Origin of the sequence: Lacinutrix venerupis (assembly GCF_003663945.1) — a bacterium.
Lineage (GTDB): Bacteria > Bacteroidota > Bacteroidia > Flavobacteriales > Flavobacteriaceae > Lacinutrix > Lacinutrix venerupis.
Genome location: NZ_RCCH01000006.1, coordinates 133,977 through 146,886, shown reverse-complemented (window position 1 = coordinate 146,886; position 12,910 = coordinate 133,977). Strand labels below are relative to the sequence as shown.

At 29.9% G+C, this 12,910-nt stretch carries 15 protein-coding genes; 7 read left to right on the top strand and 8 right to left on the bottom strand.

The window, feature by feature from the left end; genetic code table 11:
* Positions 1-230: 230 nt before the first annotated feature.
* On the top strand, positions 231-872 hold the full coding sequence (locus tag CLV86_RS10440) for a hypothetical protein (protein ID WP_121052189.1): 642 nt from the start codon (positions 231-233) through the stop codon (positions 870-872).
* Between the two features lie 164 nt (positions 873-1,036).
* Complete coding sequence (locus tag CLV86_RS10435) at positions 1,037-1,483, top strand: KTSC domain-containing protein (protein ID WP_076732504.1); 447 nt, start codon at positions 1,037-1,039, stop codon at positions 1,481-1,483.
* Between the two features lie 94 nt (positions 1,484-1,577).
* On the opposite strand, the gene CLV86_RS10430 is transcribed toward CLV86_RS10435, so the two are convergent.
* The 3 genes from CLV86_RS10430 to CLV86_RS10420 are packed head-to-tail and all read right to left on the bottom strand — an operon-like array spanning position 1,578 to position 4,928.
* Entirely contained in the window at positions 1,578-3,143 is a 1,566-nt protein-coding gene (locus CLV86_RS10430) for a serine hydrolase (protein ID WP_121052188.1), read from the bottom strand.
* 28 nt (positions 3,144-3,171) lie between these two features.
* Positions 3,172-4,407, bottom strand: a complete 1,236-nt coding sequence (locus tag CLV86_RS10425) for a glycosyltransferase (protein WP_121052186.1) — start codon at positions 4,405-4,407, stop codon at positions 3,172-3,174.
* A 47-nt stretch (positions 4,408-4,454) separates the two neighbouring features.
* The gene (locus CLV86_RS10420; protein WP_121052184.1) at positions 4,455-4,928 is read right to left on the bottom strand and encodes a heme-binding domain-containing protein; all 474 of its coding nucleotides are present in this window, start codon (positions 4,926-4,928) and stop codon (positions 4,455-4,457) included.
* Positions 4,929-5,051: 123 nt separating this feature from the next.
* Between CLV86_RS10420 and CLV86_RS10415 the strand changes: the two genes are divergently transcribed.
* From CLV86_RS10415 to CLV86_RS10405, 3 genes are all read left to right on the top strand, one after another.
* Positions 5,052-5,615, top strand: coding sequence for an adenylosuccinate lyase (locus tag CLV86_RS10415; RefSeq protein WP_121052182.1), 564 nt, complete (start codon positions 5,052-5,054; stop codon positions 5,613-5,615).
* A 109-nt stretch (positions 5,616-5,724) separates the two neighbouring features.
* Positions 5,725-7,068 (top strand): adenylosuccinate lyase, encoded by a 1,344-nt coding sequence (purB, locus tag CLV86_RS10410; RefSeq protein ID WP_121052388.1) that lies wholly within the window; start codon positions 5,725-5,727, stop codon positions 7,066-7,068.
* Between the two features lie 2 nt (positions 7,069-7,070).
* On the top strand, positions 7,071-7,280 hold the full coding sequence (locus tag CLV86_RS10405; RefSeq protein WP_121052180.1) for a hypothetical protein: 210 nt from the start codon (positions 7,071-7,073) through the stop codon (positions 7,278-7,280).
* A gap of 48 nt (positions 7,281-7,328) precedes the next feature.
* On the opposite strand, the gene CLV86_RS10400 is transcribed toward CLV86_RS10405, so the two are convergent.
* From CLV86_RS10400 to CLV86_RS10385, 4 genes are all read right to left on the bottom strand, one after another.
* Positions 7,329-7,874, bottom strand: a complete 546-nt coding sequence (locus CLV86_RS10400) for a DUF4252 domain-containing protein (RefSeq protein ID WP_121052178.1) — start codon at positions 7,872-7,874, stop codon at positions 7,329-7,331.
* Between the two features lie 40 nt (positions 7,875-7,914).
* Positions 7,915-8,508: a DUF4252 domain-containing protein gene (locus CLV86_RS10395; protein WP_121052176.1), complete on the bottom strand. Its 594-nt coding sequence runs from the start codon at positions 8,506-8,508 to the stop codon at positions 7,915-7,917.
* Between the two features lie 90 nt (positions 8,509-8,598).
* On the bottom strand, positions 8,599-9,078 hold the full coding sequence (locus tag CLV86_RS10390) for a hypothetical protein (RefSeq protein WP_121052174.1): 480 nt from the start codon (positions 9,076-9,078) through the stop codon (positions 8,599-8,601).
* Positions 9,065-9,574 carry an RNA polymerase sigma factor gene (locus CLV86_RS10385; protein WP_121052386.1) on the bottom strand — a complete coding sequence of 170 codons (510 nt, stop codon included), beginning with the start codon at positions 9,572-9,574 and terminating at the stop codon, positions 9,065-9,067. Before CLV86_RS10385 ends, CLV86_RS10390 begins: the two co-directional genes overlap by 14 nt.
* A gap of 114 nt (positions 9,575-9,688) precedes the next feature.
* Between CLV86_RS10385 and CLV86_RS10380 the strand changes: the two genes are divergently transcribed.
* Both CLV86_RS10380 and CLV86_RS10375 read left to right on the top strand, forming a co-directional pair.
* On the top strand, positions 9,689-11,092 hold the full coding sequence (locus CLV86_RS10380) for a S41 family peptidase (RefSeq protein ID WP_121052172.1): 1,404 nt from the start codon (positions 9,689-9,691) through the stop codon (positions 11,090-11,092).
* Positions 11,082-11,780, top strand: coding sequence for a Dph6-related ATP pyrophosphatase (locus CLV86_RS10375; protein ID WP_121052170.1), 699 nt, complete (start codon positions 11,082-11,084; stop codon positions 11,778-11,780). Before CLV86_RS10380 ends, CLV86_RS10375 begins: the two co-directional genes overlap by 11 nt.
* A gap of 65 nt (positions 11,781-11,845) precedes the next feature.
* Here CLV86_RS10375 and CLV86_RS10370 read toward each other — a convergent pair whose 3' ends face one another.
* Entirely contained in the window at positions 11,846-12,901 is a 1,056-nt protein-coding gene (locus tag CLV86_RS10370) for a DUF5074 domain-containing protein (RefSeq protein ID WP_121052168.1), read from the bottom strand.
* Between the last annotated feature and the right edge of the window lie 9 nt (positions 12,902-12,910).

Here is a 12,910-nt window from a genome sequence, read left to right as displayed (position 1 = left end):
ATGTACTGTGAAACTTCTTAATGAAACATAAAGCAAACAATATATATTGTCTCTAAAAAGAAACATTAAGAATATATAAAAAGCGTTTGGCCAAAAATGTATAAAATCATTTTTAACTAAACGCTTGGTTTTTTTAGTACAATAAACGTTGTCTAAAAAAAACACACGAACTTCGAATTTAATTTTACCTTTACATAAAACATTAAAAATCTTACCATTATAATTTTAAAATGATAAAACAAAAAAATTACTTGATTACTGTTTGTTTATTAATTTCATTGTTTAGCTTAAAAACATATTCCCAAATTAAAAAATCTAATAATGAACTTTGGATTGATTTTAAAAACTCGGCTCATAAAATAGGTTTTTGTATTTATCATGTAAAACAAGAGGCGTGTAAAGAACATTTACTAGTAGAAAATGAATTAAAAAAAGTTAGTAAACCAGAATCTGATTCTGACATTTATTATTTTTTATTAAATCCAAAATGGGCAAAAAAGAGGCTTATTGATTACTCTAAAAATAACGACTCTAAACCAGAAGATTTTTTAATACTTTTTGATATTGACCAAAATTCTTTTAAAAAATTATACGATTCCACTAAAACATCGAATTCGTATAAAATGTTTTCTATTCTTAACTTAAACGACAAATTTGAATTTAAAACACATAGAGAAACAAATTCTAACATAATATTCTATATTTCATCAAGCAGAACAAATTCAATTTTAAGTAATACAATGTGGAGAGAATTTATGAGCAATAGACTTGGTCGATTAGATTCAAAAATTAAAATTTCAATAACTGGAGTTAATGCGCTAAATGATTATCGCTATTTTAAAAATTCATTTTTGGCCTTTATTGGGAAATAAAACAATAAACCGTATAATTTCTTTGCTTGTACATAGACTATAAACATAGTCTAAAATAAAAGTTTAAACTCCTAAACCACCTCAAAATAAAACTTCTACAAATAAATACATTCAAAATCCAAAACAAAAGAGTACTTTCGCGCAAAAATTAGAATTGCATTATTATGAAACGCATAAACGAGTATAAAAAGTTATTTGAAGTTGAAGGACAGCCAACACTTAGCGAACTTAAAAAAAAGTACAGAAATCTTGTAAAGGAATGGCATCCAGATAAATTTCAAGATAATGATGCTAAAGCAGAAGAGGCTGAAATTATGAGCCGTAAAGTTATTGATGGCTACCATTTTTTAGTAAGTATTGCGCCTGAAACTAAAGCTGCTAATTTAGAAGAATATAATACTACAATCTCTACTCCTATTATGGATTGGAAACACAAAGGATTGCTTTTAGAGGTTACTTTTTTAGATGGTAACACTTACGAGTACTTTGGTGTAAACAAAGCGTTATATATTAAATTTGCTCAAAGCGATAAGCAAACACGTTTTGCAAAACGTAGTATTTTTAACTCTTTTACTTACAGAAAAATAAAGAAACAAGATGTTGTTGCTTAATTAAAAGTAATTACTTAATCTCATAAAAAAAGCCTCAAAAAGTAATTTTTGAGGCTTTTTTATGTTTTAAAATGTAGTAAAACAACTTGTGTTATTATTCTTTAACACGTTGTAAGTCTAAATCTTGAAAATCGAAACTAAAATCTATATTAGGAGAGATTCCTTTTATTTTAATTCCTTGTGCTTTGCCTTTTTTATCTAAAGCAAATGTTACAAAAGCATCGACATTCATGTCTTGGTATTCCCATTTTACTGCAAAAATATTCTCTTTATAATACTGTAATTCTCCATTAAGTTTAGGAGATCGCAAGAACCTAATCCATAATTTTCCTTCTTTTTTAAATACCTCTGCTTTACCAAACCAATTATCTCTATAAAAGCCAATAAAGTTTTTTTGTTTTATCTGCGAGGCATCTGCTGCTGCAACTTCGTCCCAAACTTTTTTAGTAAAATCATCGTTTCCTGTTGTGCGTTGTGTAAAATAATTAGCGTATTTATCTACCCAATTAAAATTGTCTAAACCTAAATAATCATCTGTAATTGCATTTGCTACTGCAGAAAATAATCCAGCACCATCATCGCTAGTATTAGTTAAAATTACCACACCTAAATTTAAATCTGGAATCATTACTGTGTTAGATAACATTCCTGGTAAACCTCCTGTATGTTCTACTTTCATATTGCCTTTTACGTCCGATAAAAACCAACCTAAACCATAACCTGCAAAATGAGAATTATATCTTGGATTTGGATCTGTACTCATTACAGTATGTATACGCCACATTTCGCGATGGCTTTTTTCTGTAAAAAGTTGCTTATTTAAACTATCGCCATACTTACCTTTATTTAATTGTAGTAACATCCATTGAGAAATATCATCTACATTAGAAAATATACCACCTGCAGCACCATTCATCATCTCTTTAAAAGTTGGTATTACTCTAATATTTCCATTTTCTACAGTATGGGAGGCAGCTAAATTACTAGTATCTTTTACATCTGCTAAAGACGCATAACTATTATTCATATTTAAAGGCTTAAGAATGTTTTTTGTAATAAACTCTTCCCAAGTCATGCCGCTTTTTCTAGCAATAAGCTCACCAGCGACTAAGTATAGTAGATTATCGTAATCCCATTTTGTTCTAAAAGCAGATTCTGGTTTAAAATATTGAAAACTGCTTAATAAATCTTCCATTTTAAAATCGGCACCATCTGGAAAAAACATTAAATCTCCCATACCTAAACCTAATCCACTACGATGTGTTACTAAATCTTGAATATTAAAATTATCTTCTACATATTGATTATACATTCTAAATTCTGGAATATGATCTTTTACTTTATCTAACCAAGTTATTTTTCCTTCTTCCACTAAAATAGCTAATGCTGCTGTAGTAAAAGCTTTACTGTTTGATGCAATAGCAAATTGCGTATGTTTGTTTACAGGTTCTTTTGTTATTATAGATTTTACTCCATATCCTTTATTATGAATTACTTTTCCATCTTTAACAACAGCTACAGCACAACCAGCAACATTAAACTTACTCATTGCATAATTTACTAACGAATCTACTTGTTTAGTATTCATTTGAGCTTTCACCAATGAGGCAAATAGTAAAAACACTAACAATGTTGTATTTTTAAATACTGTGCTTTTCATAAATATAGTTTTAAGTTTAATAGCGTAATTATTTCTTATTTTTCTCTTCTATCCACTTACTCATAAACTTAGTACTTTGTAAAGTATGATGCATGATCATACTTCCTGTAAAGTTATTTCTCCTGTGTAATTCTATGGCGTTCTGGGTATTTTCTACTTTAAATAAAAAATCTTTAGTGTATAACAATTTATCAAAACGAAGATTAACAATTTTCACACCTAACTTCTGCTTTCCTGCCCAAAATATTTTATTGGTATAAAGCTCTACTGCTTTTTCTGCAAAATCTTCTGGTGCATCTTCTATAAACCCATTAGGTTCTAAGTTACCATACATTCCTTCTGCTCCAATACTTGTTGTTACACATGGAACTCCATTAACCATTGCGTCTAAAATTTTACCTTTTAAACCTGCTCCGTAACGCAAAGGTACTAAGCAAATTTTGTAATCTTTCATTAGTGTATTTACGTCTTCTACATAACCTTTTATTAAAAAACCTTCTTTTTCGTTATTTAATTGTTTTGCTTGCTCTGTTACATAAGCACCGTAAATATGAATTTCTGCTTTAGGTAATTTTTTTCTAATTAATGGCCATATATTTTGTTTTAAATGGATTAAGCCATCTACATTAGGTTTATGTAAAAAATTACCAATAGTTATAAAGTGTTCTCTCTTTTTAAAATCTGGTAAAGCTTTTTGTGTTTTTTGAGAAATAGATTCTACCAAAAAAGGGAGATAGCATAGCAAACCATCGTTTACTAAAAACTGCTGCCTTAATATTTGCATTTCTATTTCCGATATTATAATGGTAAGATCGCATCTATAAATACTAGCCACTTCACGCTTTGCTGTATCGTTATACAAATAACTAATATCAAAAACGGTATTATCTTTTAAGGCCTGTTCTCTTCCTCTTCGTAAACAATGTAAATCTTCTGTATCTAAAATTCTTAACGCTTTTGGGCACTGCTCTGCCACTCGCCATCCATATTGTTCTTCAATCATAAACCTATCAAACAACACCACGTCTGGATTTAGATCTTTTATAAAACTATCGAAACTCGAATTGTTAATTTCAATGTTTTTGGTTTTTATGTTTATTGTCTTTAAATCGAAAGCATTTTCACTTTTTGCACAAGCAGTAGCAAAAGTAATGTCGTAATTTTTAGATTTAAAGATTTCGATTAATTGCATCATTCGACTTCCTGCGGCAGAACTTTGAGGTTCTGGCCAAACGAAACCGATAATAAGAAGTTTTTTATTCAAGAGGGATTATTTAATAATGTTCTATTAATATAACGTTTTTTTATAAATTATTGAGGTCTTGGTTGCAATGCATACATTGTACGCACTTGGTTTGCCCATTTTAAAACATCTGAAATTTGCTGGTTGCTTAATTTTGCATCTCCATGTGCCCAAGTGTAAGAAGGTAAAGGCATTTCTTTATCTTCTACCATTTCTATAAGTTCTTCAAACTTATGATCTTTTCTTTTTACTGAAGAGCCTTCCCAAGCAGAGACATTAAAATGTTTTTTTCCATCTTTTACGTGGTTTGATAACCAATAATTTACAGGAGTAATATTACTATACCAAGGATATCTTGTTACATTACTATGGCAATCGAAACAAGTTTCTACCAATATTGTTTTTACATGTTCAGGAGGTTTAGTTTCTTCTAAAAAAGCAGTTACAGACTCTAACGAACCTTCATTTTTTTCAGGCCCAAAAAATTGAGCAACTACAAAAACCACTAATAAAAGTAGTAGAATTTTTTTTACAATCTTCATATAGCTTATTTTTATTTTAAGTTGTTACAAGACCGAAACAATTTACCTAAAAGCTTTATTAAAAAACACTTAAATTATTGTTTCGTTTTCCTTAATTTTATTGCTTAAAAGTAATAATTTCTATTGACTACTGAAGCTTTATACCAAGAATTAAATTATGTAAATCACTCTCGAGAGAAGCGATTATACTATGCTAATTTAATAATTAACAATCCAGATTTATTACCTAAGCTACTGGATATCATGTTTATGGTAGACAATAAAATTTCACCTCGTGCTGCTTGGGTTTTAGAGTTTATGTGTGGAAAAAAATTAAATAAAATAATCCCTTATTTAGATTATTTTACAACAAACATTAGTAAAATACACATAGATTCTGCCGTAAGACCTGTTGCAAAAATTTGCGAATATTTAACAGTAGCATTGTATAGCAAGCAAGATAACGACATAAAACACGCATTAACCGCTTTCCATAAAGAAAAAATAATTGAAGCTTGTTTCGATTGGATGATTAACGATGAAAAGATAGCGCCTAAAGCTTACTCTATGAATAGTCTTTTTTTATTAGGTCAAGAGTACGACTGGATACATCCTGAATTGGCAATTATTTTAGAACGCGATTACCAAATGCAAAGCTCTGGGTTTAAAGCTAGAGCCAGACAAATTTTAAAAAAAATTAAGAAATAATAGATTAGTTAATAACTACCTAAAACTTATTTCTTCTAACTTTATACTTTTAACTTTGTTAGCTATATTTGTTGCTTTCAAAAAATTGAAACAAAACAACACACAAACTATGTCATTATCTGCATTAAATGCCATCTCACCAATAGATGGTCGTTATAGAAATAAAGTTGAAGCCTTAGGTAAATACTTTAGCGAAGAAGCCCTTATTAAATACCGAGTTTTAGTTGAAGTAGAATATTTTATCGCACTTTGCGAGCAACCTTTACCTCAACTTAAAAGCATTGACACTTCTGTTTTTGAAGATTTACGTAAAATTTATAAAGAGTTTAATGCTGAAGATGCTCAAGCAATAAAAGATATTGAAAGCATAACAAACCACGATGTAAAAGCTGTTGAGTATTTTATTAAAAAAGAATTCGATAAACTTGGTTTAGAACAATATAAGGAGTTTATTCATTTTGGATTAACCTCTCAAGACATTAACAACACTGCAATTCCTTTAAGTATTAAAGAAGCGATGAACGATGTTTACGTGCCTCAATATTTTGAAGTATTAAAACGTTTAGAAGCTTTATCTAAAGAATGGGCTACAATACCAATGCTTGCCAGAACACACGGTCAACCAGCCTCTCCAACACGTTTAGGAAAAGAGATTGAAGTATTTGTAGTACGCTTAAAAGAACAATTTAATTTATTAAACGATATCCCAAGTGCAGCAAAATTTGGAGGTGCTACTGGTAATTTTAATGCACATAAAGTAGCTTATCCAACTATAGACTGGAAAGCTTTTGGAAGCCATTTTGTTCAAGAAAAACTAGGGTTACAACATTCATTCCCAACCACTCAAATTGAGCATTACGACCATATGGCAGCTTTGTTTGATTGTTTAAAACGTATTAATACTATTATTATAGATTTAGATCGTGATATTTGGACTTACGTTTCTATGGATTACTTTAAACAAAAAATTAAAGCTGGCGAAGTAGGAAGTAGCGCGATGCCACATAAAGTAAACCCAATAGATTTTGAAAATTCTGAAGGTAATTTAGGTATAGCTAATGCTATTTTTGAACATTTATCGGCAAAATTACCTATTTCGCGTTTACAACGTGATTTAACAGACAGTACTGTTTTGCGTAATGTAGGTGTCCCTTTTGGGCATACGTTAATTGGTTTTTTATCTACCTTAAAAGGGTTAAATAAACTACTATTAAACGAATCTAAATTTGCTGAAGATTTAGAAAATAATTGGGCTGTGGTTGCAGAAGCTATACAAACTATTTTACGTCGCGAAGCTTACCCAAACCCATACGAAGCCTTAAAAGGTCTCACAAGAACAAATGAAGCTATTACAGAAGCATCTATTTCAAATTTTATTGATACCTTAGAGGTTAGCGATGCTATTAAAACAGAATTAAAAGCGATTTCGCCAAGTAATTATACTGGAATATAAACATGATAACAGACAGACAATCTCTATACTTAGCATCTATTGTAGTTCTCAGTTTTTTTATTGCTGGCTTAGCCAACTTGCTGCATAACGTGATAGTGCAAATTATTATAGGTATTCTCTACGCTATAGTTGTTGTAAATTTATTTATACCAAAAAAGAAATCGGTAGATATTGACGATTCTAAATTAAACGACACCAACTTATTTAAATAAAAAAAAGGCTTATCTCTCGATAAGCCTTTTCTCTTTTTTTATTATAAATTATTCTTTAAAATAATCCATCACTTTTTTAAGTTGACCTTCGGCTACGTCTGCTTTTTGAATTTTAGATATTAATTTATATAATTTTTCTGGCTGCATATCTTTACCTAAAACTCTTAATACTGCAAACCCAAGTTCTTTTGAGCTTGCTAATACTAAAAACTCATCAACATCATTATTATCGCCTACGGTATTAACAATAAACTTTGTACCATTGTCGCTAAACTCCATTAACTCATTATATCTCTCATCTTTAAAAATAGTTTTTATTTTTTCTAATTCTTGAGCGTAGGTTTCTTTATTTCCTTTTGAAATTTTATATGCTAAAATATTTACTTTCTCAAAAGACTCGTAAACTTGTTTTTGTTCTTCGTCTAATTCTACTTTAGATATATCTAACATTTTTGGAGAAAGATCTAAAGTTAAAAATTCTGGTTTATCTTGATTGTCTACAAAATAACTTTGTATTGATGCTTCGTCTTTACAACTTACTACAGCAAGAGCTAAACATAAGCTTAAACAAACAGTTTTTATAATTGATTTCATGATATTTATAGGTGATGATTGATAAAAAACGAATAACTTATTATTTTTTCTTTTTGTCTAATTCTTTTCCTCCTGGTAAATCGAAAGCATTAATTAGCTTAGATAATTGATTTAAATCTATATCTCCTGTAAAAGAAACTAATACAGATTCCATACCTCTTTTCTTTCCGTTTACGTTAACATCTAAATCTTTAGTAACTGCATCTAAACCATTAACAAACATTAAAAGTTCTGCTACAAAATTTTCATCTCTACCTTCTTTAACATAAAATTTTACAACTACACCATCATCTTTAATTTCCATTAATTCTTCAAGAGATCCAGAACGTGCTTTAACCCATTTTGCAATATCTCCAGCTACATTTTTATCGTCTGTTGCCAAAGTTTTAAAACTAGTAATACTTTTTACCATTTTCATGTACTCTTGAGCTTCCTTACTATCTGTTTCAATATCAATTCCTGCTAACATTTGAAACATTTTTGGCTTTATAGATGCATATGTTACATTATCACTATTGCTATATTTTTCAAATATATCGGTTTGAGCCATTGCTGTTAATGGCATTAATAGTATTGCTAATGCTAATACAACTAAAGATTTTTTCATCGCGTTTAATTTATTTATTGTGTTCATTTTTCTAATTTTTAAAGTGTTATTTATATAAATGATGTTGAGATTTACTTTAGAATTTATTTATAGTTTTTAAATTCATCACATCACTTTTTATTTTTTATTTTTAAATAAGCGATCCATAGGATTGGTTATTTCTTTTAAGTAGTCAACTTGTGTGCCAGCCTTATTAATTGCTCCTAAATAATTTACTTGCGCTGTACCTTGATTAAGGTGTTTAGACATAATTGCTAAAGCTTCTTTAGCATTTTTAATTTCTGTTTTTTCTGCCGCTGTAAGCATTAGTTCTTCATTATTAAAAGGTTTAGTTATAAAAATTGACACCATTAAAACCACAACTGCTGCAATAGATAGCCACTTGTAATTAAATACTTTTTTAGATTTTAGTGGTAATTGCTTAGTAAACTGTTCTTGTTGGTTTACTACAAAATATTGAAACATTGGTTTATACATTTCTAAATGTGGCGCTACAGTTTCTTGAGAAAAATAGTTTTTTAACTGCTGCTCTTCTTTTAGTGATGTTTCACCATTTTCGTATTTTTCTAATAAATGTTCTATATTATTTAACACCATAATTATGTGTTTTCGTTAATTTTTCTCGTATTGTTTTTCTTGCTCTTGATAAAGCTACACGTATTGCAGTTTCATTCATATCAAGCATTTTTGCTATATCTTTAAAATCGTACTGTTCTATATCTCTTAATTGAACTACCATTTTTTGTTGCTCTGGTAGCTCTTGCATAATTTTTTCTACCCAATTTAAACTATCATTTAATTCTACTGCTTTTTGTAGAGACACATTATGGTCTTGATAATTATTATGTACAATTTTTAAATTTTGAGCCTGTTTAGACTTTAACTTATCGAAACAAAAATTCTTTGTCATCGTCATAGAAAAAGCTTCAATATTTTTATAATCTTTTATTTTTGCTTTATTTTTCCACAGTTTAATTAAAACTTCTTGTGTTGCATCTTCAGCCTCTTCTCTAGACACAAGCAAACGTTTTGCTAGTCTAAAGACTTTGTCTTTAAAAGGCGTTACAACATTTAAAAATTCTAACTGTGTCATTTCTTTTGGTTGGTTTATGTTATTACGACGAACCACTTTCTATTTTGTTACAAAATATTTTTACTTAAATTAAAAATAAGTACTTTTAAGCTGAAAAAGAAAAATTATATACTTATGAAAACTCCCAAGATACTGTTTCTTGCCTTGTTATTACCTACTCTTTTTACAAGTTGTTTTGAAGATTTAGACGACAAAGCTATTAGTTCTATAGATATTAATGAATTTGTCTATCGCGGTTTAGATGCCTATTATCTTTATAGAGATTCTGTTAACGATTTAGTTGAAGATAAAGCCAATAGCGCTGGTTATACAGATTATTTAAACAACTTTAGTTCTCCAGAAGCTTTATTTGAAAACTTACTTTTTGACCGAGAAAATACTGATAGATTTAGCTGGATAACAGACGACTATATTGCTTTAGAACAACAGTTTGATGGCATTACAAAATCTAACGGAATGGAATTTGGTCTTAAACGCTACACACCAGGAGGTAGTGACTTATACGGTGTAGTACGTTTAGTATTACCTAATACAAGCGCCGAAGCTAATGGTTTAAATCGTGGCGATTTATTTAATGCAGTAAATGGCACACAGTTAACCACTAATAATTGGAGGACGCTGTTAAATCAAGATAATTTCACATTAAATCTTGCCGAATATAATACCAATGGTACTCCAGAAATAGATGACGATACTATTGATAGCTCAACAAATACAGTAAATCTATCTGCAATACAATACACGGAAAATCCTGTTTTTAAAACGGCAATACTAAATGTTGAAGGTGAAAATGTAGGTTATTTAATGTACAATGCTTTTACAAGTAATTTTGACAATGCGCTAACTGCTGCTTTTAGTGAGTTTCAAGCTAATAATATACAGCATCTAGTATTAGATTTACGTTACAATCCTGGAGGTTCTGTAAATAGTGCCGCTCATTTAGGCAGCTTAATTACTGGACAATTTTCTGGTCAGGTTTTTGCCAAACTACAATACAATAGCTTGCAACAAGGCGATAACTTTAACTATACTTTTACAACAAATCCTAGCAATAGTTTAAATTTAAATAAGGTCTACATATTAGCAACTGGCTCTTCGGCTTCTGCTAGTGAAATGGTTATTAACAGCTTAAATGCATATATAGAAGTTGTACAAATAGGAACACAAACAGTAGGAAAGTCTCAAGCTTCAATAACACTTTACGATTCTCCAAACTTTAGAAGAACCGAAGCCGACCCAAGACATACGTATGCAATGCAACCATTAGTGGCTATTACAGTGAATAAAGATAATACCCAAGTACCTGCACAAGGTCTTACTCCTTTAATAGAAATAGAAGAAGAAATAAACAACTATGGTATTTTAGGTGATGAAAACGAACCACTTTTAGCTGAAGCTCTAGCACATATTGCCGCAACTAACCGTATATCTAACACTCCAAAAGGTAAAAAGACTAAAACCGTTTTTGATAGTAACGATTTGCTTCCGCATACAAAAGACATGTACATTGAGCGTTAAAACCTATTTTAATTGGAGCACAGGAAAAGACTCTGCTTTGGCTTTACATTACTTATTAAAAGATCCAGATTTTTCGGTTGAAAAGCTAGTTACTACAGTAAACGCGCATTACAATAGAGTTACTATGCACGGCTTACCAGTTGCATTATTAAAAAAGCAAACTGAAGCTATTGGCATACCACTTCAAACCATTAATCTTCCCGAACAACCAAGTATGGAAGATTACGAAACCATTATGGCAAAAGCTATAAATAATTTAAAAACAGAAGGCTTTACGCATAGTGTTTTCGGTGATATTTTTTTAGAAGATTTAAAACAATACCGAGAAGATAATTTAAAAAAAGTTGGTATTTCTACGGTATTTCCACTTTGGAAAAAGGACACTAAAAAATTAATTACCGAATTTTTAAACTTAGGCTTTAAAGCTATTATTGTATGTGCTAGTGCAAAATATTTTTCTGAAGATTTTGTTGGTAAAACTATTACTAAAGAATTAATTGATAATTTACCTAAAGCAGTAGATCCTTGTGGTGAAAATGGAGAGTTTCATACCTTTTGTTACGACGGCCCAATTTTTAAAAAACCAGTTCCATTTACAATAGGAGAAAAAATTTATCGCGAATACAATACACCAAATACCAAAAATGAGAAATCTGGTTTTTGGTTTTGCGATTTAATTACTGAATAAAAAAAAAAGCCTGCTAAATAGCAGGCTTTTTTTTTATTTACATATAGCTTATTTAAGCCTTACATTTAGTTGAAGTAAAAACCATTTGGCGCAACACCAGCTACATTTTCCGAGAGTAATTCTCCAGATGTAGAATATTCGTAAAATGTACCATTAGAAGAAAAATCTGCTCCATCACCAATGTATATAATATCATTATTTACAGCAAAACCATACATTACACCATAAGCAGAATCAGATTGATACGTTATAATAGGTGTTTCAGATACTGTTGTTTCTCCTAAATTAAAACTATAAACAGATGCATCTGAAGTGAAATAAACGGTATCATTATCAATATCTAAGTTTTTTGTATTAGTAATTGATGCTGGAATATCTAATGTATTGGCAACAGTATTATTTACTACGTCTATTTCTATAAACTTACCAGATCCTGTTAAAACGTAAACATCGTCATTAACTACCGCTATAGAGTTTGACGTATTACCATTTCCTAAATCTACATCTGTTACCGTTAAAGTATTTGTATCTACTATAGATACAGAATGCTCTGTCCCATACTGGTTATTAGTTGTAATAACTTTATCTCCTACAGCAGAAATTCTATCTAAGTAGTTTCCTATTAACACTTGAGAAGTTGAGTAATTAGACAAATCTATAACCGTTAAAAAATCGTCTGTAACAGAACCAAAATCTCCGTTGTTTGTAACATAAGCTTTTCCGTTTACAACTACTCCATACCTTGGTGCTTCTAAATCCGTACTAATAGTAGTAATATATTCAAAAGAATATCTATTTACAACAGTTACAGATCCACTTCCTGCAACTATAAATGCTCTTGTATCATCAAAAAATATGTTTTGAATAAATGTACCTAATTCTTCAGCATCCGGATTTTCTATTCTAAATACATCGTTTGTTCTAGTACCATCATTACTTATAAAAATTATAGAATTTGTTGCAGCGCTTCCTCCTCCTTCGTTTAATACAAAATATCCATTTTCATAATCTCCTAAAGGTATCGATGGGATATCGACAAAACTATCATCATCATTACTACAAGAGGTTAAAAAGAAAGCACTTGCTAATGCTAAAAACATTATTTTTTTAAATTGTTTCATTGTATAAAT